The sequence below is a fragment of the Limnohabitans curvus genome (genome assembly GCF_003063475.1).
In the GTDB taxonomy this organism is placed as follows: domain Bacteria; phylum Pseudomonadota; class Gammaproteobacteria; order Burkholderiales; family Burkholderiaceae_C; genus Limnohabitans; species Limnohabitans curvus.
This window is the reverse complement of the sequence record NZ_NESP01000001.1, coordinates 1388603-1408564: the sequence shown is the minus strand read 5'-3', so window position 1 is coordinate 1408564 and position 19962 is coordinate 1388603. Positions and strand designations below refer to the sequence as shown.

Genomic DNA, 19962 nt, shown 5'->3' with positions numbered 1-19962 from the left:
CTAACGCGATGGCTGGCATTCACATCACCGACATTGAAGCGGCCATCAACTATTGGCGCGAACAAAAACCCTCGCCCGATGGCGTCACGCTGGCGCCTGAAATCCGCGCGCTGGCTGAGGTCTATGCGTTGATGATTTATTACCACCACGAAGAGGCGGCGGAACAAGGCTTTCCCAAAAAGGCCTACGAGGCATGGTTGGGTTGGTATCGCACCACGCCCGACGCGCCGTGTATCGCCATTTGTTCGACCAGCCAAGGCGATGAAGAGTGCAAAGGCTGTGGCCGCACCTTTGAAGAAGTGCAGTACTGGCCAGAAATGTCACCAGGCGAGAAGCGCAGCACATGGCGACGCATCACCATGATTGGCACCTCTTGGCGCTTCAACAAGTACGCAGAGCGTGCGTTGGCGTGTGCCTCTGTGGATGTGGGCGATACGCAAAAAGACGGCGAAGCTAAATCAGACGCGCAAGAAAAAAGCGCACCTTAAGTGCGCTTTGTCAGATTGGTGGCGCTTATTTCCAGCGCTCGCACTCGATGTCAACGGTGGTTTTGCCGTTGCTCATCATCACCACACCCTCTTGAACCGTCGCTTGCAATTGCATGCTGCGCTCGGCCAGTTTGGCCAAGTCTTGCGAGGCACTGCTGGGAATGCGCCACACCTGCAGCGATGTGGGCTTGATGAGTTTGTTTTGCATGTTTTTCCACCAGACATCGCCTGAGCTGGAGAACACATACAACATCACTTGGTCGGCCTTGCTGCACGCTTTGAGAAGCGGCTTTTCTTCGGGTTGACCCACTTCAATCCACAAGCGCTTGCGACCCGTGAAATCGGTCAGCATCACATCGGGTTCGTCGGGGTCAGACAGACCAGCACCAAACGCCAGTACGCCGTCGCCGTTGCACACGTCTTGCAGCAAGTGCGCTTGCAGCGAGAGAGCGACCAAACGCACCATCATGCGTTCGTCGGTTTCGCTGGGGTGACGCGCGAGGGTCAGCGCGTGGTCGGCGTAGTAGCCGTGGTCAATGTCAGCGATTTGGACGTTCGCTTTGAAGATGGTGGATTTGATCGCCATCTGTTTAAACGCGACGCGCCAGTTCGGCGGCTTTGCCCACGTAGCTGCCGGGCGTCATGGCCAACAAACGGTCCTTATCGGCCTGAGGAATTTGCAACGAGGCAATCAAACCATGCAACGCTTCTGCTGTGACGGTTTTGCCACGCGTGACTTCTTTGAGCTGCTCGTAAGCGCCTTGCACACCGTAGCGACGCATGACGGTTTGGATGGGTTCGGCCAACACTTCCCAAGCGGCATCGAGGTCGGCCGCCAAAGCTTCTTCGTTGAGTTCGAGTTTGTTCAAGCCCACCATCATCGACTGATACGCCAACGCGGTGTAGCCCAAAGCCACGCCCATGTTGCGCAGCACGGTGGAGTCGGTCAGGTCACGCTGCCAACGGCTGATGGGCAGCTTTTCGCTGAGGTGTTTGAGCACGGCATTGGCCAGCCCTAAATTGCCTTCGGCGTTTTCAAAGTCAATGGGGTTGACTTTGTGCGGCATGGTGGACGAGCCAATTTCGCCAGCTTTCAAGCGTTGCTTGAAGTAGCCCAACGACACATAGCCCCACACGTCGCGTGACCAGTCAATCAGGATGGTGTTGGCACGCGCCACCGCATCAAACAACTCGGCCATGTAGTCGTGGTGTTCGATTTGAATGCTGTAAGGCTGGAAGGTCAGACCGAGGCCCAAAGGCGCAGGTGTTTCCACCACGTTGCGGCTGAAGGCTTCCCAGTCAAAGTCAGGCCAAGCGCTCATGTGCGCGTTGTAGTTGCCTACGGCGCCGTTCATCTTGGCCATGATGTGCACGCCTGCAATGCGCTCGCGCACTTGGCGCAGGCGCATCACCACGTTGGCCACTTCTTTGCCCACGGTGGTGGGGCTGGCGGTTTGGCCGTGCGTGCGGCTGAGCATGGGCACATCGGCAAACGCGTGCGCCATCTCGCGCAGCTTGGCAATCAGGCCGTCGAGGCCGGGCAAGATGACTTCGTCACGTCCCGCTTGCAATTGCAGCGCATGGCTGGTGTTGTTGATGTCTTCGCTGGTGCAGGCAAAGTGCACAAACTCAGAAGCCGCTTCGAGTTCGGCGTGACCTTTGAATTTCTTTTTGATCCAATATTCCACGGCCTTCACGTCGTGGTTGGTGACCTTCTCTTCGTCTTTGATCGCCAGCGCATCTTCGGTGCTGAAGTTGGTCACCAAACTGATGAGATAGTCGCGAGAAGTCGCGCTCAAGGGTTTGAATTCAGCAAAACCTGCATCGCTCAGTGCGATGAACCACGCAATTTCCACTTGCACGCGGCGGTGCATATAGCCTTGCTCGCTCATCAGGGGACGCAGGGCGGCAACTTTGCCGGCGTAGCGGCCATCCAGGGGCGACAGGGCGGTGACTTGGGAAATAGCTTGGGGGGTGCGGGTTGTATTGCTCATGTTGCAATTTTAGGTGCTTGGCCCAAGTGCCATGTATACGCCAAGCTCGCTAAACTAGAGCCTCAACAAATCTATGAAAAACATATGAAACTGATTGGTGCAATTACCAGCCCCTATGTGCGCAAAGTGCGCATCGTCATGGCCGAGAAGAAACTGGACTACCAGTTTGTGACCGAAGACGTCTGGGCTGCAGATACCAACATCACGGCATCCAACCCTTTGGGCAAGGTGCCTTGCCTCATCATGGAAGGCGGCGAGGCGCTGTTTGACTCGCGCGTCATCGTTGAATATGTAGACACCCTGTCACCCGTGGGCAAGCTCATTCCTGGCAGCGGCCGCGAACGCGCCGAAGTAAAAACTTGGGAAGCTTTGGCTGATGGCTTGTTGGACGCGGCCATTCTTGCCCGTCTGGAAGCCACTTGGCCTGGTCGCAAAGAGGGGGAGCGCAGCCAAGCGTGGATTGAGCGTCAAATGAAAAAGATTGACGACAGCTTGATTGCGATGGACCGTGCTTTGGCCGAGCGCAGCAACTGTGTGGGTATTCATCTGAGTTTGGCGGACATTGCAGTGGGTGCCGCCTTGGGTTATTTGGATTTCCGCTTCGCGCACATTGACTGGCGCGGCCAGCACCCCAATCTGGCTGCGTTGTATGAGCGTTTGGCGCAACGCCAAAGCTTCAAAGACACAGCGCCTGTTTGATCTAGCTGTTGGCGCGTTTTTTCAACCAACGCATCACGCTGCCCACCACGGGCAGCTTCTCGTACAGCTCTTCTGCTGCATCCCAATAGTCGCGGTGCACGGCCACGCGCCACACGCCGGCTTCTTCACGCAACACAAAGTGGGTTGCGCCGCGAATGGTTTGTATTGCGCCGTCGTCCATGCGTGGCGCAGAGAAGAAAAAATCCCAAGTCACAAAACATTGCGCACCGTTTTGTACTTGCTGCGTAATCACAAAGCGTGGTGCTTCTAGCGCTTCGAACATGTGGGTAAAGATGTGCGCAATCGCTGAGATGCCTTGCACCTCATTGAAGGGGTCTTTGAACTGCGCGTCTGCGGTGTAGAGCTGCCCCACACGCGCCACGTCGCCAGGTTGCAAGTGCTCAAAAAAATGCACCACGCGTTGTAGCGCAGCTTCGGGGCTGTCAGGCTGGGTCAGTTGGAACGGCATCGTGACCTTTTACATGCCGGTGCCGCGGCGTACCAAGGCAAAGTACCAGCGATAAGGCAGCAAGCGCATCAAAAGCAACATGCGTGTGAAGCGCTTAGGAAAGTGAATGTGAAATTGGCCCTGACGCCATCCGTTCAAAATTTCAGAAGCGGCTTTGTTGGGCGTGATGAGCGCGGGCATGGGGAAGTCGTTGTTGGCTACCAGCGGAGTTTCTACAAAGCCAGGGTTGATCAAACTCACGCCAATACCGTGGGGCGACACGTCGTAATACAAAGCCTCTGCCAAATTGATGAGCGCGGCCTTGGTGGGCCCGTACGCCAAGCTTTGCGGCAAACCGCGAAAGCCCGCCACGCTAGAAATAAAACTGATGTGGCCGCGCTGCTGCGGCAGCAACTCGGGCAGCACAGCATCCAGCACACGCAGAGCGCCGGTGTAGTTGATGTCAAGGTGGCGCAGCATTTCGGACAGCGAATAGTCGGCCGCGCGCATGGCTTGGTAGTAGCCGGCACAGTACATCACCACATCCAAACCTTGTTGTGTTTGCACGTAGCGGGCTGCGGTGGCAATGGCGGCAGTGTCAGCCACATCCAGCACCACCGCTTGCGCGCCAGGGTGGTCGTCGACAAACTGTTGCAGCAACCCGGCATTGCGTGCCGACACCACCACGCGGGCGCCTGCGGCATGCAGGGCTTTGGCGGTGGCCAAGCCAATGCCGCTAGACGCGCCAATCAGCCACACGCTGCGGCCCTGCCAGTCGGTGATGGGTGGGTTCATGGGTTTGATCCAAGACATGTCAACCTCGGCGAGTGAAGGACAAGGTGACGTCGCCCAAGTGCACGCCCCACTTGCTCATGCGTGCTTTGTTGAGCATGACACGGTCGTTCATCAGATACATCCAATCGTCCATGCTCACATGCAGCACACGGCCGTCCACGGGTAAGGCCAAGGTGTAGCCCCAACGAAAGGCGTTGCCGCGTGTTTGTCCGCTGGCGATGCCCACCACGTCGCCAGCCGTGCCTTGGTACTGGCCGTTACCCAAGTGGGTGAGTTTCCAAATGCGGCGCTCTTGTGTGCCATCGGAGTAGACAAAGCGCTCATCCAACACGCCCTGTTCTCCCTGCCAAGTGCAGGCCATGTCCACGGTGAAGCGCTTCACCACTTTGCCTTGGCGGTCTGTGAACACGCCCCACGCATCGACCTTGCCGTTGAAGTAGCTGCGCAAGTCCAGCGTGGGTTTGTCTTGGGCGTAGTCTTCAATCGAAGGGCTGGCACAGCCGCTCAAGCCCACAACAGCCAGTGCGCCCATGCCGGTGGCACTGCGGGTTAAGAGTTGTCGTCTATTCACCATCTGGTTTCTCCCAAAGTTCAAATGCAGTTCTGCGGTGCGGGGCTTCATTGTTGAGCGCCGGCCAGCAATTGCTGGCGAAGCTGGCGTTGCGAAGTTTCGGGGGCCAACCAAATGCCAAAAAAGCGTTTCGCCAGTTCTGCGTCGGTTACGTCACCCAACAGGCGGTCTTGGTGCAAGAGCTGCATGCCTTTGTCGGGGGCGTAAACGCCAGTGATGCGGTCGCCGCTGCGCACATTTGGAATGAGCGATTGCAACACGCCCGACCAGTTGTGTTGTTGGGCAGCGCTCAAGGTACGCTGGCCTTGCATTTCTTCTATGGAGCGCTGCGCAATGTCAGCGCCTTTGAAATCCCGCAGGTAGCGCAGCTCTAGCACCAAGGCTTGCATGGCCCAGTTGTTGGGTGCAAAAGCGGTGCTGCCCCACAGGCTGGCGTCGTACACCTCAAAGCCCCAATAGGTGAATCGGTGCTGCCCAATCAGGCGCGGTGTGCCGCGAAGCAGGGAACGCACAAAACCTGGGACTGCGGTTGGTGTGTCTGGCTTGGCGTTGCTTTGCTGGTTGGCGTGTGCGTCTAACGACAAGGCACCTGCACAGCTGAGAACCGCCGCACGCATCACATGGGTCAATGCGCTGCGGCGTGTGGTCATGGCTTGACCAAGGTGAACTGCAACACATCGGTGTTGTGCTGCTCAAATGCGGCTTCGCAGTAAGCGAGGTAGAACTCCCAAATACGGATGAAGCGCTCGTCGAAACCTAGTTGCAACACCTGCGTTTTGTCCGCCATGAATTGGTGACGCCAGCGGCGCAAGGTTTCGGCGTAGTCCAAACCAAAGGCCAGCTCGTCCACCACTTTCAGGCCTGCGCGTTCGGCGTGCGCGCGAAACTCGCGCGGACAAGGCAAGCAACCGCCTGGAAAAATGTATTGCTGAATGAAGTCGGTGCTTTTGACATAGCGGTCAAACAGCGCGTCGTCGATGACGATGGTTTGGATGCAAGCTTTACCGCCAGACTTCAGCAAGCGTGCCACGCTCTCGAAATAGGTGGGCCAATATTCTTGGCCGACAGCCTCCAACATTTCGATGGAGCAGATCGCGTCATACGGGCCGTCGTCAATGTCGCGGTAGTCTTGCAAGCGCAGGTGGCTGGTGGCGGCTAAGCCTTGGGTTTGCATGCGTTGGTTGGCAAAAGCCAGTTGCTCGTGGCTCAGGGTCACGCCGCTCATGTGCGCGCCAAACTCTTGGCCGCCCAACTCGGCCAAAGCGCCCCAGCCGCAGCCGATTTCAAGAATACGGTCACCCGCTTTGGCGTCGACCATGCGCAGGGCGCGTCGCACTTTGGCGGTTTGTGCCTCGGCCATCGGCTTGGCGCGGTCGTTGTCAAACCACGCGGACGAATAGTTCATCGTGGGATCAAGCCACAGCTCATAAAAGGCATTGCCCAAGTCGTAATGTGCGTGGATGTTTTTCTTGCTGTTGCTGCGCGTGTTGCGGTGAAGCAAGTGGCGCACGCGGTAGAACAAGCGGCCCAGCCAGCTGCCAAAGATCAGCTCGTCCATGTCGCGGCGGTTGGCGACTAAGAGCTGCAGCAGCTCAGACAAATTGTTTGTGGTCCACTCGCCCGCAATGTAGCTTTCGGCGAAACCAATGTCGCCCGATTTCAAGGCTTGCGTCAGCGGTGCATAGCTGTGCAAATGCAAGGTGGCGTTGAGTGCTGGGCCTGTGGCGGGTGCTGCACCGTACTGCGCCACACTGCCATCGGGCCATTGCACATGCAAGGTGCCATGCTGCAAACGTTGCAGCAGGCTGAGCACACGCCGCGCAGCAGCGGGCATGTCTTGGGGGGCAAAACGGACGGGGGCCGAGGTCGTGGATGAGGTCATGGCTAGGCTTTGATTCAACGGGTTACAAAATCTTTGGGTGGCTTGGGCTTGGTGAAAAAAGGCACACGCTTGCGCCACAGCTTCATAGCTTGCCAATGGATGCGGGCCATGACCATGAGCGTCATCAGCGGGTAGCCCCACAAGGCGCGGCGCAAGGCAGCGCGGGTGATGGGTTCGAGGTGGCCGCTCACGCTGGTTTCGATCAAGGGGCCCAGCGCATCATCGTGGTCCACGCGCGCCACGGTGTGGTCGGCGGTGCGCATGAAGCGAAAGCGGTAGTCGCCTTGCACGTCGCAAAACGGCGACACATGAAACACCTTGTTGGCGCATTGCGCCACGCCGTATTGCGGGCGGTCTAACAAATAACAGTGGCGTTCGCCAAAGGTGTTGTTCACTTCCACCACGATGGCGCGTAGCGAGTCATCGGCCGCGTGGCAGTACCAAAAGCTCACAGGCTTGAAGGTGTACCCCAGCACGCGTGGGTAGCAATGCAGCCACACCTCGCCCGTGGCGTCGGTGATGCCTTCCTTTTCCAGCAATTCTTCTAACCACGCGAGGGCGCCACCCGCTTCGACGCCGCGACCATCGCCGTGGTCGGTCTCGTGAAAGCTGATCGCTCCTGCACGGTTGATGGGCAAGATGGCATCACGTGCCGTTTGCAGGCTGCGCATGGGCAGCATCAAAAAGAAGGTGTTGTAGTTGAAGGCGTGGTGTTTGGGGCGCAGGCGCGTGTGGCGCACTTGGCCAAAACCCATCATGGCTTGTGGGTGACGTGTGTTGTGCGTCATGTCGTTCATCGTGCCAACGTGGCAAGCAGGCCTTGCGCGGCGGCGCGGCCTGCTTTGAAGCCATCTTCATGGAAGCCATAACCCATCCACGCGCCGGCAAACCAGGTGTGTTGTTGGCCTTGCAGTTGGGGCATGTGGGTTTGCGCTTGAATGGCGGGTAAGTCAAACACGGGGTGGGCGTAGTCGTACTCGCCTATCACGTGGGCGGGGTCAATCTCGTGCACGGGGTTGAGCGACACGATCACGTCTTGCGCGAAAGGCAGCGGCTGCAACAGGTTAAGCCAGTAATGCAGACACACACGGGTGGACTCGGTGTTGTCATGGGCGGCACGTTCGTAGTTCCATGCGGCCCAAGCGAGTTTTTTCTCAGGCATCACCGACACGTCGGTGTGCAGCACCGCACGGTTGGGGTGGTAGCGAATGGCGCCCAAGGTACTTTGTTCTTGTGCTGTGGGCTCGGCCAGCATGGCCAACGATTGGTCGGCATGGGTGGCCAAAATCACTTGGTCAAAGCGCTCAGAACCTGCGTGGGTTTGCAGCGTCACGCTGTGGGCATCGCGTTCAATGCGCAGCACGGGCGTGTTCAAACGCTGATCGCCAATGCCTGCCAAAATTTTCTCGACGTAATGGCGTGCGCCGCCCGCCACCGTGAACCACTGCGGGCGGTTGTTCACTTGAATCAGCCCGTGGTTGTGGCAAAACCGAATCATGGTGGCCACAGGGAATTTCAGCATTTGGTCTGTGGGGCAGCTCCAGATGCAACCCAGCATCGGCAGCAAATACCAATCGCGGAAGGCGTCGCTGAACTTGTGCGAAAACAAAAAGCCACTCAGCGGCTGGGCCAGTTCGTGGTCTTGGTTGCGCTCGGCCAATTCTGTGGCCAAGGTGTTGAAGCGAACCACATCGCGCAGCATGCGAAGGAAGCTGGGCTTGAGCAAATTGCGGCGCTGGGCAAACACGGTGTTGAGATTGGCGCCGTTCCACTCCAGCGCGCCTTTGCCGTTCTTGTTTGGCACTTGCACCGAGAACGACATGTCCGATTTGACCGTCGCCACTTGCAATTGTTCAAACAAGGCAATCAGCCCTGGATACGTGCGCTCGTTGTAGACCAAGAAGCCGGTGTCCACACCGTGGGTTTGCAGGCCTGTGGGTGTGGGCAAGGTCACGTCCACGGTGTGGGTGTGACCGCCAAAATAGTCACCCGCTTCAAACAGCGTGATGTCGGCTTGGCCCTGCAAATGGTGGGCGGCAGACAAGCCCGAAATGCCCGAACCCACAATGGCGATACGTGGCTTCATAGCGCAGAGGCTTTCATGGCCAACTGGTTTTCAATCTCTTGCACAAAGCTTTTGTCTTGTGGCCCGGTCATGCTGCTGAAGCTCTTGATGTGTTTGCCATCGCGGCTGATGACGTATTTGTAAAAGTTCCACTTAGGCGTGGTGCCAGTTTGCTCGGCCAACTGTTTGAACAAGGGCAAAGCGTCTGCGCCGCGCACTGTGGTTTTGACAAACATAGGGAACTTCACGCCAAATGTGTTGTCGCAAAAGTCGGCGATCTTGGCATTGTTGTCGGGCTCTTGTGAGAAGTCGTTGCTGGGGAAACCCAGCACCACCAGACCGCGATCCTTGTATTTGGCATACAGCGCTTCGAGGCCTTTGTATTGCGGCGTGAACCCACAAAAGCTGGCTGTGTTCACGACCACCACCACTTGACCTGCGTATTGGCAGAGCGCTTGTGGTTTTTCGTCTTGCAGTCGCAGCACCGTGTGTTGCAGGACGCGTGGGCAGGTCATTGTTGCTGTCGTGGCGTTTTCTGAGGCGCTATGCGCTGTGTTGAGGCCCAAGAGCAGCCAAATGAACAAGAAAACAAAACGGTGCGCCATGGGAAAGCCCTTCTTCAATAGGGGACAATCATGGCCTAATCTGAAAAAACCGTCTAGGACAGAACTTATTCTCCATGTTCACTTGCGGGGCTTGCCATTTATGAACTCACGTGATGACCCTTCACGCCTGGTACTTTCCATTGCGGCTGTCGAGCGCGACACGGGCATTGGCAAGGACACTTTGCGCGTGTGGGAGCGACGTTATGGCTTCCCTGTGCCCGGTCGCGACGCGCATGGTGAGCGCGCCTACCCGATGGCGCAGGTGGAAAAGCTGCGCGTGATCAAGCGTTTGATGGACCAAGGCCACCGTCCTGGTCGCATCGTGGCCCAATCCATAGAGGCACTGCAACACCTCAGTCGTGGTGAGGCTTCATGGCAGCCAAACGATGAGGCTGCTGTGCTGCTGCATCCGCGTCCAGATTTGATGGCTTACATCGTCATGTTGCAAACGCAAGACCATGAAGGCCTTCAGCGCGAGCTTCTCAAAATCTTGTCGCAAGATGGCTTGCAGCGTTTTGTCACCGATGTGGTCGCGCCCCTCACGGCGATGGTGGGTGACACATGGGCTCGCGGTGATTTGGCCGTGTACGAAGAACATCTCTACACACAATGTGTCATGACCTTGATGCGACAAGCGATCTTGGCGCTTCCAAAGCCAGCCAACGGTGGCGAACCATCGGTGTTGCTGACCACGTTCCCGCAAGAAGCCCATGGATTGGGCTTGTTGATGGTCGAAAGTTTGTTGACCTTGCAAGGCTGCCGTTGTGTGTCGTTGGGCACACAAACCCCTGTGCGCGACATTGCCCAAGCGGCGATGGCCCATCGTGCGGACGTGGTGGCTTTGAGTTTCAGTGCCAACATGAAGCCCAACCCTGTGGTGGACGGTTTGACCGAGTTGAATTTGCTATTGCCCGCTTCGAGCCAGATTTGGGTGGGCGGGCAAGCCTCGGCGTTGCGTCGTCGACAGATTGAGCGCGTGGTGGTGTTGCACGATTTGAATTCGATCACCGATGCCGTGAACCATTGGCGTCGCCACAAGGCTGCGTCAGACCATGCCGCCACCTAAAATTCATCCCCATGACTGACACCACTTTGCTCCCTCCGGCTTTCCTTTCCAAGTTGGCTTCACGCCACGACGCGGTGCAACGCGTGGCGGCCTTGCGCGCGCAGGGACCCGTGGTGTTCACCAACGGCGTGTTTGATGTGCTGCACCGCGGCCACGCCTCGTATTTGGCGCAAGCCCGCAGCTTAGGCGGCAGCTTGGTGGTGGCCTTGAACAGCGATGCGTCTGCGCGCCGTTTGGGCAAAGGCCCAGACCGCCCACTGAACAACGAGCTGGACCGTGCGGCGTTGATGGCGGCTTTAGAGTCCGTGAGCTTGGTGACGTGGTTTGACGAAGACACGCCACTGGAGCTCATCACCGAGTTGCGTCCCGACGTGCTAGTCAAAGGCGGCGATTACGACATGGGCAAACTGGCGGAAACGCAAGTGGTGTTGGCCTACGGTGGCCGCGCCCAAGCGATTCCGTTTGTCGATGGCTACTCCACCACTGCGTTGGTGAAAAAAATCCGACAAGGATAAAACCCGCGCACGGTCATCGCGTGCGTGCTGATTCACACCTCAGGAAACACCGCGTGCCACAGCGCCTGGATGGCTGAACATTCTTTTTCCAGTTCAGCCGTGGGCACTTGTGTGGGTTGTTCGTCCAAGCGCGCACGGTGTTGCACACGGCGCAGTTCTCGGTAAGCGCTGCCAGCCGCTTCACCCACACCGGCGGGCAGCAAGCCGGCTTTTTCAGCGCTCAGCAACAAGGCAATGTTGCCCACGTTTGCCAGCAAGGCCGGGTGTTGCTGCGCAAACGCCAGCACCAAATATTGGACGGCAAACTCAACATCCACCATGCCACCCGCGCTGTGCTTCACGTCAAACAACTCGGGCTTGACGGTGTGTGCGGCGTGCAGCTTTTCGCGCATGGCCACAATTTCTTGGCGAAGCGCCGCTTGGTCGCGTTTGGCGTTGATGACGTTGGCGCGGACGGCGTCGAAGCGGGCTTTGAGATCCGACGCGCCCAAGCAAAAACGCGCACGCGTCATGGCTTGGTGTTCCCAGGTCCATGCGGTGTTTTCGCCGCGTTGGCATTGGTAGTCTGAGTAGGCTTCGAAGGTTGACACCAACAGGCCCGAGTTGCCGTTGGGACGCAAAGCGGTGTCAATCTCATACAAATCGCCTTCGCCAGTTTTGACGGTGAGCCAGTTGATGAGCTTGCGCACATAGGTCGCATAAATTTCGCCTGCGCGTTCGTGCGCGTCTTCATAGACAAACACGATGTCCAAGTCGCTGCCGTAGCCCAGCTCTTTGCCGCCCAGCTTGCCGTAGGCGAGGATGGCAAATTGCGGCTCGTCGCGGTGGCGTTGTTTGAAGTGTTGCCACACCCAACGGCTGGTGATCTTCAACACCGAGTCAGCCAAAGCGCTCAAGTCGTCGGCCACCTGTTCGACGGTGATGCGGCCTTCCACGTCACGCGCCAAGGTGCGGAACACTTCGGCGTGGTGTGCGCGGCGCAGCAAGTTGAGCAACGTTTCTTCGTCGGCCTGCCCGGTCGCTTGCAGCGATTCCAGGCGACGTTCCAGTTCTTGTTCAAACTCGGCAGGCACAAAGCGCTCGGCCAACAAGGCTTCGCCCGCGAGCTCGTCAATGACACCCGGGTGCTGCTGCAAATATTTGGCAGGCCAACGAGCCATGCCCAGCAAACGCATCAGTTGCTCGTGCACGCGAGGCCGCTCAATCAACAAGGCCAAATAACTTTCGCGGCGTAGCAGCGGCTCCATCCAGTCGCTCCAGCGCACGGCAGCTTCTTCGGTGATGCGGCCATCGTCGATCCACGCATTGGTGCGCTGCAAAAGTTTGAGCAAGCGCTGCACACTGTCGTCGCGCAAGGCGCGCACGCGGGGTTGCTCTGACCACAGCGCCACGCGCTCGCGCAGATGCACATTCAGGTCTGGCAGCAAAGACTCGAGGTCTACGTAGTCGTTTTGCGCTTTGGGTGTGCAGCCTTTGCACTCGCCGTTGTTTGTGTTTTCTGCTTTGTCGCCCAAGCCCAGCAAGCGGTCAAACTCGTGCGCCACCAATTCCCGGTGGGTGTCGAGCTGGGTCAAAAAGTCGCACACATCGCCATAGCCCAAAGTCAACGCAATCCAGTTCAGGTCGTCGTCGTTGGTGGGCAAGACGTGTGTTTGTTGGTCGTCCAAGTATTGAATGCGGTGTTCGACTTGACGCAAAAACACATAGGCCTTGGCCAACGCATCGGCGGTGGCGGCGGGCATGAGGTTGGCTTGGCTCAGGCGCTGCAAGGCTTGCAGTGTGGGGCGGGTGCGCAATTCGGGGAAGTGGCCACCGCGCACCACTTGCAGCAGTTGCACCGTGAATTCAATTTCTCGAATGCCACCGCGGGAGAGTTTGACATCGTTGGCGCGCTCAGGCCTGCCCGCGCTGCGTGTGACCGAGTGTTTGCGAATTTGTTGGTGCAAACCGCGCAGCGATTCAAACACGCTGTAGTCCAAATACCGGCGGAACACAAAGGGCAGCACCGTGTCGCGCAGTTCAAACGCATTGGCTTTGGCGCTGAAGGGCGCGACCACGCGGCTTTTGAGCCAAGCAAAGCGTTCCCACTCGCGCCCTTGCACCAAGAAATATTCTTCCAGCGATTGGCGCGACACCACGCTCGGCCCCGAGTTGCCGTTGGGGCGCAAAGCCAAATCCATGCGAAAGACAAAGCCATGCTCGGTGTTGTCGCCGATCAGCGCGTAAATCAGTTTGACGGCTTTGGCAAAGTAGTCGTGGTTGCTGATGCGTCCGCGTCCGTCGGGCAGGCCCGTGGTTTCGCCGTCTTCGTCGTACACATAAATGAGATCGATGTCGCTCGACACGTTGAGCTCACGTGCGCCAAATTTGCCCATGCCAATGATCCACAGCACCGCGCGTTCGCCGCGGGGCGTGGTCGGTGTGCCGTAGCTGGCGTCGAGTTGGGCTTGGGCGTCTTGATAGGCTGCGTCGAGGGTGAATTCACCCAGTTCGGTCACGGCGCGTGTCACCACATCGAGTTTTGCGCCTTGGTCGCAGTCCAACACCGCCAAGCGTTCCATCACCAGTTGGCGCAACATGCGCAGAGCGTTGCCGCAGGGCTGGGTTTGGCGCAGCGCCTCAAAACACGTTTGCATGGTGGCCAAGTTCGGCGCGCCCGCAGGCAGCAGGTGCAGCTCATTGGCATAGCGGCGGCGCAAGCGCTGCACAAAGCGCGAATAAGTACTTAAGTCCTGCATGGAGGGAGGGATAATTCCAGTCACGTTGCTAACACCATGAAAAATTTGTCTGACTCTGTCAATGCCACCCCCGAATCCAAGGCTTCTGATTTGCAAACCAAATCAGGCTGGCGACGCGCGCTCAACTGGGCTTTAGGCCTGGTTGCATTGGCATGGGTGGTGGTGTTGGTCGCTTGGAGCGCCCTGCACATTTTCATTGTGCCCCGAATCGGCGATTACCGTGAGGTGCTGCAACAACAGGCTTCGCGTGCCATGGGTGTGCGCGTGGACATTGGCAGCATCAGCACCCAAGGCGGTTGGTGGGTGCCGTGGTTTGAGGTGAACGACATCGTGTTGTTCGACCGCGAAGGGCGTGAGGCTTTGCGCTTGCCCCGCGTGTTGGCGGCAGTGTCGCCACGCTCTGTCTTGCTGGGCCAGTTTGAGCAACTGGACATTGAGCAACCTGAATTAGAAATTCGCCGCGATGCCGCCGGTCATGTGTGGGTGGCGGGTTTAGACACCGGTGTCGCGGGTGACGGCAGCGGCGCCGATTGGTTCTTCTCGCAACCCGAGTTTGTGGTTCGCCAAGGCGTGGTGCATTGGCGTGACGAGAGCCGTCCAAGTGCGGCACAAACCATCGCCCCGGCGTTGACCTTGCGTGGCGTGGACCTGTCGGTGAAAAACCATGGGTTCCAACATGAGCTGCGTCTGGATGCCACGCCGCCTGATGCCTTGGGTCAGCGCATGTCCGTGCGCGGCAAGTTTTACCAATTGCCCTGGCAACGCGCGGGCGACACCTCGCAATGGACAGGCGAGGTGTTTGCCGACTTGCCGTATGTCGACCTCGCCGCGTTGCGTCAGTGGGTGGCCTTGGACAAAGGCTTGTCTTTGCAAGAAGGCCGTGGCGCCATGCGCATGTGGACCGATGTGCAAAAAGGACAACCCACAGGGGTGACTGCGGACGTGGCACTCGATGCGGTCACCGCACGATTGGGCGCTGATTTGTTGCCTTTGGGGCTGCGCCATGTGCATGGCCGTGTGGGTGCGCAATTTCAAGGCGGTGAAGTTGAAATCAGCAGCCAAGACTTGGTGTTTGACACCCAAGAGGGCGAGCACTGGCCCGGCGGTGTGTTGCGTGTGAGCTGGCGCGGCGATGCGTTTGAGTCTGGCACCGTGAATGCAGACCGTTTGGACTTAGACGCGTTGGTGCAAATCAGCCAGCGCCTGCCGTTGCCAGAGGATTGGCGCGGAATTTTGGCGCGCGTGCAACCGCAAGGCCAAGTTAACCAGCTCAAGGCCACTTGGCAGAAAAATGAAGGCGATGTCTTGCAATACGGCGCACGCGGCCAAGTGCGTCAGCTTTCTCTCCAACGTGACGCGCAGCCAGACAGCCCCTTGGCCAATTTGCCTGGCCTGCAAGCAGCGCAGCTCGAATTTGATTTCACGCAAAAGGGCGGCAAAGCACGCGCGAGCATTCACAAAGGCAGCGTGACCTTGCCCATGGGTTTGGATGAGCCGTACCTGGCCCTCGAAGAAGCCTCGGCGCAGCTCGCTTGGCAGCTCAAAGGCGATGACGTGGCTGTGCAGTTCACACAAGGCCGTGTGGTCAGCGACGATGTGGCCGGCGAATTCAACGGCAACTGGAAAACAGGCGAAACCGAGGCGCGTCTGCCGGGCGTGTTGGATTTGACCGCTGCGATCAGCCGAGCCAATGTGGCGCGGGTGTACCGCTACCTGCCCAATACCTTGCCCGCTGATGTGCGCGCCTATGTGCGTGATGCGGTTCAAGCGGGGGAGGCCCATCATGTGACCTTGCGCTTGCGCGGCAATTTGAATGACATGCCGTTTGAGAACCCCAAGCTGGGCGAGTTCCGCATCGTGGCCCAAGTGACGCAAGGGCGATACGCCTATGTGCCGCCCACACCACCCAAGCCCAAAACACCACCACCGCCTGCATGGCCTGCTTTGATGGCGGTGAACGGCGAGTTGGTGTTTGACCGCGCTGCGTTGCATTTCAAAGGCAGCACCCATTTGGCGGGCGCACCCGGCGTGACTTGGCAAAAAGTAGAGGCACACATCCCCACGTTGGCGCAACCCGTGGTCAGCGTGACAGGTGAGGCACGTGGCCCCGTGGCGCAAGTGCTGGACATGATTGCCAAATCGGCACTCAATGAGTTGACGGGCAACGTGTTGGGCAAGAGCCAAGCAACGGGCGATGCCAATTTCAAATTGGCGCTGACCTTGCCCATCGACAAACTAGAGACCGCCAAAGTTCAAGGCAGTGTGGCGTTTGCGGACAACGCATTGCAAATCATGCCGGGCACACCCGTGCTCAATCGAACGCGTGGCAACTTGCAGTTCAGCGAGCAAGGGTTTGAGCTCAAAGCAGTGCAAGCGCAGCTGTTGGGCGGCGATGCCGTGTTGGATGGTGGCCTGACCTTTGTGGCCACAGAGGGTCAATCACCCTTGCAACTCAAAATTCGCGGTGACTTGACGGCAGAGGGTTTGCAACAAGCGCGTGAGCTGGGCTTTGTGTCACGCTTGGCGCAGCGTGCCACAGGCAAGTCGACTTACACCGCAACTTTAGGGCTACGCCGTGGCGAGCCAGAGCTGTTGATCAACAGCGACCTCAAAGGCATGGCCTTGAACTTGCCAGCACCGCTGAACAAAACAGCCCAGACTGCCATGCCGTTGCGCATTGAGTCGCAACTCACGCGGGAATCGCTGCAAGCCAAATCACGCGTGTTGCAAGACCAAATCAAAGTCACCTTGGGTCGGTTGGTGTCGGTCACATATGTGCGCGATCTCAGCGGCCCACGCGTGCGCGTGGTTCGTGGTGGCATTGCCGTGGGGCAGTCGGTCGTTGATGCGGTGCCCATGCGTGACAACGCGGTGAGCTTGAATTTGCAATTGCCCTCGCTCGACTTGGATGCGTGGAACACCGCCCTCACCCAGCTCACGGGTGTGTCGCCGCTCAAGCGCAAACAGGCCACGGCAGCTGTCATCGGCAGCGAAGCCACGGGTGAAGGCGCGCAAGAGTACATGCCCACCTTTGCCGCGTTGCTGGCGGACCAAATCAAGGTGTCTGATCGCGTGATTCACAAAGTGGTGGTGGGTGGCACACGCCAAGGCGATTTGTGGCGCTTGAACATCGGTGCCGATGAGCTCAATGGCTCGGCAGAAGTGCGACCACCTAATGGCAATGTGCCCGCACAGTTGTATGTGCGTTTGGCGTATTTGAATATCCCACCCAGCTCGGTGCCCGATGTGGAGCGCCTGTTGACCGAGCAGCCCAGCAGCATTCCCACCTTGGACATCGTGGTGAATGAGCTGACCTTGCGTGGCAAAAAATTGGGCCGCTTAGAAATTGATGCCGTTAACCGCGTGGGCGCAAACGCCGTGCGCGAATGGCGCCTGAACAAATTCAACGTGACGCTGCCAGAAGCCACCTTGACGGCCAATGGCAATTGGGCAACCGAGGGGCCGCGCGTGCGACGCACGCAGTTCAACTTTGTGTTGGCCATCCGTGACAGCGGCGAGCTGTTGGGCCGCTTGGGCACGCCAGGCGCCATTCGCCATGGCGAAGGACGCCTGGAGGGCCAAGTGTCTTGGCAGGGTTCGCCCATCACGCTGGACTACGCCAGCATGAGCGGCAAGATGAACTTGGCGATTGAAAAAGGGCAGTTCTTAAAAACAGAGCCAGGCGCGGCCCGCTTGTTGGGCGTGCTCAATTTACAAGCTTTGCCACGTCGCTTGACCTTGGATTTCAGCGACTTGTTCAGCGACGGGTTTGCGTTCGACTTTGTGCGTGGCGACGTGCGCATTGAGCAAGGCGTGGCCTCCACCAACAACCTGCAAATGAAGGGCGTGGTGGCTGGCGCATTGATTGAAGGTCATGCCGACTTGGTGCGCGAAACCCAGCAACTCAAAGTGGTGGTGGTGCCTGAAATCAATGCAGGCACGGCCTCGCTTTACGTTGCCACCATCAATCCTTTGATCGGCTTGACCAGCTACCTTGCGCAGATGGTGTTGAGCAAGCCTTTGGTGCGCGCCGGGACCAACGAGTTTCATGTGGATGGCACGTGGGCGGACCCCCGTGTGACCAAGGTCGACTGATGCCGTTCAACGCTGGAACACAAGTGCGCCGTTGGGTGCTGTGGGTGCTTCTGGTGGTGCTGGTGCTGTCCATGCTCAGCACTTTGGTGTGGTTGGCGGGGCGTTATGAAGTCAGCCAAGTGCAAAGCCGTTTAGAGCGTGACGCGGCGGATGCCGTGGGCGACATTCGCACCGCCCTCACCCGCAATGTGCAGAGCTTGCAAGCGCTGCAATACGCCGACCGAGCTGCTACGCCTTGGGAGCAAGATGCCCACACATTGCTGCGTGAACACCGTGAGTGGTTGCGTTTGGAGTTGCGGGACACGGAATTGCGGGTGCTCAAAAGCATCGACACCTCGTTTCGTGCGCCCGTGTTCAATCGCTTTGGCCGAGCTGCCAACCAGCCCGAAGTGGTGCAAGCCTGTGGCGTGGCGCGTCGCCAAAGCGGCCCCGGCTACGGCGCCAGTACCTACGTGCCGCAAGCCGATGGCTTGGGTTTGGAAATCATGGATCTGTGCTTGCCCGTCATCACCGATGGGCAGCTCACGGGTTACACCGTGGCCACGTATTCCTTGGGTGAGATGTTGGTCAACATGGTGGGCCCGCAACTGACCCGCAGCCAAGAGGTGTCGTTCACCGAATCGGATGGCACACGCTTGGCCATGCATGGCACGGCACGCCGCGGTTCGCGCGTGTTCATTGCCAAACAGCTGCTGGATTTGCCCGGTCACACCATGGTGTTGCGCATGGACAGTTGGCGCGGTGCGCCCGATCTGTTTCCCAACGTTTTGACGGCCTTGGTCACGGCGATGGCGATTGCCTTGGTCACCGTGCTCATCATGCTGGCGCGTGACATGCGCCGCCGTCAACGCGTGGAGCTGGATTTGGCTGACGCGCTGGCCTTTCGCAAAGCGATGGAAGATTCACTGGTCACGGGTTTGCGCGCGCGTGACAACGAAGGTTGCATCACGTATGTGAACCCCGCGTTTTGCGAGATGGTGGGCTTTGAAGCCAAAGAGCTGATCGGCCGCGGTATTCCTGCCCCCTATTGGCCGCCAGAGATGGTGGACGAATACGGCCAGCGCCAAGCCTTGCGGTTGGCGGGCAATGCACCGCCGCGTGAGGGGGTGGAGTCCGTCTTCATGCGCAAAAACGGCGAGCGTTTTGCGGTGATGATTTTTGAAGCCCCGCTCATCAACGCCTTGGGCGAGCAAACGGGTTGGATGGGCGCGGTGCTGGACATCAGCGAGCAGCGCCGCGTGGAAGAAGTGTCGCGTGCCAGCCAAGAGCGCCTGCAAGCCACGGCACGTTTGGCGACGGTGGGTGAAATGGCGTCGCTCTTGAGCCATGAACTCAACCAACCATTGGCCGCGATTTCCAGTTACGCCACGGGCAGCATGAACTTGTTGCAAGAAGCCGCCGTCAAAGACCCGCAATTGGCGGAGACGCTCAGCAGCGCCATTCAACGCATTGGGCAGCAAGCGGAGCGTGCGGGCAAGGTCATCAAGAGCGTGCACGACTTCGTGCGTCGCCGCGACCAAGCGCGCGAGGCCGTCACGCCACGTGCCTTGTTGGATGACGTGATGCCTTTGGTGATTTTGCAAGCCCGTAAGTTGGGCGTGCGCGTGGTCGTGCAATGCCCGCCTGATTTGCCCACCGTGTGGTGTGACCGCACCATGGTCGAGCAAGTGCTGTTGAATCTGTCGCGCAACGGCATGCAAGCCATGGCCGATGACACGCCGAACAAAGTGCTCACGCTCAGCGTGCGTCCCGCCGCCTCGAACGCCATCAGCCGCTGGCTTGAGTTTTCAGTGGCCGATTTGGGCCAAGGCATTCCTGAAGGCGTGTCCGAAAAACTCTTCACACCCTTCTTTACCACCAAAGAAGAAGGCATGGGCTTGGGCTTGAGTTTGTGTCGTACCGTGGTGGAACAGCACGGCGGATTTTTGGGGCACCGCCCCAACACGCCGCGCGGCACGGTGTTCAGCTTCACCCTGCCACAATCGTCACCCGAGACCTGAC

17 protein-coding genes are annotated in these 19962 nt (G+C 58.6%); 6 read left to right on the top strand and 11 right to left on the bottom strand.

Translation table 11 applies throughout. The features are described from left to right. Positions 1 to 8 precede the first annotated feature (8 nt). The gene (locus B9Z44_RS07045; protein ID WP_108359430.1) at positions 9 to 488 is read left to right on the top strand and encodes a DUF3717 domain-containing protein; all 480 of its coding nucleotides are present in this window, start codon (positions 9 to 11) and stop codon (positions 486 to 488) included. Between the two features lie 25 nt (positions 489 to 513). Here B9Z44_RS07045 and B9Z44_RS07040 read toward each other — a convergent pair whose 3' ends face one another. Both B9Z44_RS07040 and purB read right to left on the bottom strand, forming a co-directional pair. Further along, positions 514 to 1074, bottom strand: a complete 561-nt coding sequence (locus tag B9Z44_RS07040; RefSeq protein WP_108359429.1) for a YaeQ family protein — start codon at positions 1072 to 1074, stop codon at positions 514 to 516. Positions 1075 to 1078: 4 nt separating this feature from the next. After that, on the bottom strand, positions 1079 to 2482 hold the full coding sequence (gene purB, locus B9Z44_RS07035) for an adenylosuccinate lyase (protein ID WP_108359428.1): 1404 nt from the start codon (positions 2480 to 2482) through the stop codon (positions 1079 to 1081). Positions 2483 to 2566: 84 nt separating this feature from the next. Between purB and B9Z44_RS07030 the strand changes: the two genes are divergently transcribed. Next, the gene (locus B9Z44_RS07030; RefSeq protein WP_108359427.1) at positions 2567 to 3181 is read left to right on the top strand and encodes a glutathione S-transferase N-terminal domain-containing protein; all 615 of its coding nucleotides are present in this window, start codon (positions 2567 to 2569) and stop codon (positions 3179 to 3181) included. A gap of 1 nt (position 3182) precedes the next feature. On the opposite strand, the gene B9Z44_RS07025 is transcribed toward B9Z44_RS07030, so the two are convergent. From B9Z44_RS07025 to B9Z44_RS06990, 8 genes are read right to left on the bottom strand one after another with little or no spacing between them, the layout of a single operon-like run. Further along, positions 3183 to 3650, bottom strand: a complete 468-nt coding sequence (locus B9Z44_RS07025; protein ID WP_108359426.1) for a nuclear transport factor 2 family protein — start codon at positions 3648 to 3650, stop codon at positions 3183 to 3185. A gap of 9 nt (positions 3651 to 3659) precedes the next feature. Next, the gene (locus B9Z44_RS07020) at positions 3660 to 4442 is read right to left on the bottom strand and encodes an SDR family NAD(P)-dependent oxidoreductase (RefSeq protein WP_108359425.1); all 783 of its coding nucleotides are present in this window, start codon (positions 4440 to 4442) and stop codon (positions 3660 to 3662) included. 1 nt (position 4443) lies between these two features. Continuing rightward, on the bottom strand, positions 4444 to 4998 hold the full coding sequence (locus B9Z44_RS07015) for a DUF3833 domain-containing protein (RefSeq protein ID WP_108359424.1): 555 nt from the start codon (positions 4996 to 4998) through the stop codon (positions 4444 to 4446). A 44-nt stretch (positions 4999 to 5042) separates the two neighbouring features. Next, positions 5043 to 5645, bottom strand: coding sequence for a chalcone isomerase family protein (locus tag B9Z44_RS07010; protein ID WP_108359423.1), 603 nt, complete (start codon positions 5643 to 5645; stop codon positions 5043 to 5045). After that, positions 5642 to 6877: an SAM-dependent methyltransferase gene (locus B9Z44_RS07005; RefSeq protein WP_108402037.1), complete on the bottom strand. Its 1236-nt coding sequence runs from the start codon at positions 6875 to 6877 to the stop codon at positions 5642 to 5644. Before B9Z44_RS07005 ends, B9Z44_RS07010 begins: the two co-directional genes overlap by 4 nt. Positions 6878 to 6891: 14 nt before the next feature. After that, complete coding sequence (locus B9Z44_RS07000; RefSeq protein WP_108402840.1) at positions 6892 to 7665, bottom strand: DUF1365 domain-containing protein; 774 nt, start codon at positions 7663 to 7665, stop codon at positions 6892 to 6894. 5 nt (positions 7666 to 7670) lie between these two features. Then, positions 7671 to 8963, bottom strand: a complete 1293-nt coding sequence (locus B9Z44_RS06995; protein ID WP_108402036.1) for an NAD(P)/FAD-dependent oxidoreductase — start codon at positions 8961 to 8963, stop codon at positions 7671 to 7673. Next, positions 8960 to 9457 (bottom strand): glutathione peroxidase, encoded by a 498-nt coding sequence (locus tag B9Z44_RS06990; RefSeq protein WP_211308722.1) that lies wholly within the window; start codon positions 9455 to 9457, stop codon positions 8960 to 8962. The genes B9Z44_RS06995 and B9Z44_RS06990 overlap by 4 nt, the downstream gene beginning before the upstream one ends. Before the next feature lie 190 nt (positions 9458 to 9647). Here B9Z44_RS06990 and B9Z44_RS06985 point away from each other — a divergent pair, with 190 nt between their 5' ends. Beyond that, positions 9648 to 10613: a MerR family transcriptional regulator gene (locus B9Z44_RS06985; protein WP_108359420.1), complete on the top strand. Its 966-nt coding sequence runs from the start codon at positions 9648 to 9650 to the stop codon at positions 10611 to 10613. A gap of 11 nt (positions 10614 to 10624) precedes the next feature. Further along, the gene (rfaE2, locus tag B9Z44_RS06980; protein WP_108402035.1) at positions 10625 to 11128 is read left to right on the top strand and encodes a D-glycero-beta-D-manno-heptose 1-phosphate adenylyltransferase; all 504 of its coding nucleotides are present in this window, start codon (positions 10625 to 10627) and stop codon (positions 11126 to 11128) included. A 32-nt stretch (positions 11129 to 11160) separates the two neighbouring features. Here the strand turns inward: rfaE2 and glnE are convergent, their stop codons facing one another. After that, on the bottom strand, positions 11161 to 13866 hold the full coding sequence (gene glnE, locus B9Z44_RS06975; RefSeq protein WP_108359418.1) for a bifunctional [glutamate--ammonia ligase]-adenylyl-L-tyrosine phosphorylase/[glutamate--ammonia-ligase] adenylyltransferase: 2706 nt from the start codon (positions 13864 to 13866) through the stop codon (positions 11161 to 11163). A gap of 36 nt (positions 13867 to 13902) precedes the next feature. Between glnE and B9Z44_RS06970 the strand changes: the two genes are divergently transcribed. Both B9Z44_RS06970 and B9Z44_RS06965 read left to right on the top strand, forming a co-directional pair. Further along, entirely contained in the window at positions 13903 to 17961 is a 4059-nt protein-coding gene (locus B9Z44_RS06970; protein WP_108359417.1) for a YhdP family protein, read from the top strand. After that, complete coding sequence (locus B9Z44_RS06965; RefSeq protein ID WP_108359416.1) at positions 17961 to 19961, top strand: two-component system sensor histidine kinase NtrB; 2001 nt, start codon at positions 17961 to 17963, stop codon at positions 19959 to 19961. The genes B9Z44_RS06970 and B9Z44_RS06965 overlap by 1 nt, the downstream gene beginning before the upstream one ends. The last annotated feature ends 1 nt before the right edge of the window (position 19962 follow it).

Bases quoted from the DNA above. Each gene is read 5' to 3' on its own strand.
- B9Z44_RS06990 (WP_211308722.1), bottom strand. From the start codon at position 9,457: ATGACCTGCCCACGCGTCCTGCAACACACGGTGCTGCGACTGCAAGAC.
- B9Z44_RS07045 (WP_108359430.1), top strand. From the start codon at position 9: ATGGCTGGCATTCACATCACCGACATTGAAGCGGCCATCAACTATTGG.
- B9Z44_RS07000 (WP_108402840.1), bottom strand. From the start codon at position 7,665: ATGACGCACAACACACGTCACCCACAAGCCATGATGGGTTTTGGCCAA.
- B9Z44_RS06970 (WP_108359417.1), top strand. From the start codon at position 13,903: ATGAAAAATTTGTCTGACTCTGTCAATGCCACCCCCGAATCCAAGGCT.
- rfaE2 (WP_108402035.1), top strand. From the start codon at position 10,625: ATGACTGACACCACTTTGCTCCCTCCGGCTTTCCTTTCCAAGTTGGCT.
- B9Z44_RS06995 (WP_108402036.1), bottom strand. From the start codon at position 8,963: ATGAAGCCACGTATCGCCATTGTGGGTTCGGGCATTTCGGGCTTGTCT.
- B9Z44_RS07020 (WP_108359425.1), bottom strand. From the start codon at position 4,442: ATGTCTTGGATCAAACCCATGAACCCACCCATCACCGACTGGCAGGGC.
- glnE (WP_108359418.1), bottom strand. From the start codon at position 13,866: ATGCAGGACTTAAGTACTTATTCGCGCTTTGTGCAGCGCTTGCGCCGC.
- B9Z44_RS07010 (WP_108359423.1), bottom strand. From the start codon at position 5,645: ATGACCACACGCCGCAGCGCATTGACCCATGTGATGCGTGCGGCGGTT.
- B9Z44_RS07030 (WP_108359427.1), top strand. From the start codon at position 2,567: ATGAAACTGATTGGTGCAATTACCAGCCCCTATGTGCGCAAAGTGCGC.
- purB (WP_108359428.1), bottom strand. From the start codon at position 2,482: ATGAGCAATACAACCCGCACCCCCCAAGCTATTTCCCAAGTCACCGCC.
- B9Z44_RS07015 (WP_108359424.1), bottom strand. From the start codon at position 4,998: ATGGTGAATAGACGACAACTCTTAACCCGCAGTGCCACCGGCATGGGC.
- B9Z44_RS06965 (WP_108359416.1), top strand. From the start codon at position 17,961: ATGCCGTTCAACGCTGGAACACAAGTGCGCCGTTGGGTGCTGTGGGTG.
- B9Z44_RS07025 (WP_108359426.1), bottom strand. From the start codon at position 3,650: ATGCCGTTCCAACTGACCCAGCCTGACAGCCCCGAAGCTGCGCTACAA.
- B9Z44_RS07005 (WP_108402037.1), bottom strand. From the start codon at position 6,877: ATGACCTCATCCACGACCTCGGCCCCCGTCCGTTTTGCCCCCCAAGAC.
- B9Z44_RS06985 (WP_108359420.1), top strand. From the start codon at position 9,648: ATGAACTCACGTGATGACCCTTCACGCCTGGTACTTTCCATTGCGGCT.
- B9Z44_RS07040 (WP_108359429.1), bottom strand. From the start codon at position 1,074: ATGGCGATCAAATCCACCATCTTCAAAGCGAACGTCCAAATCGCTGAC.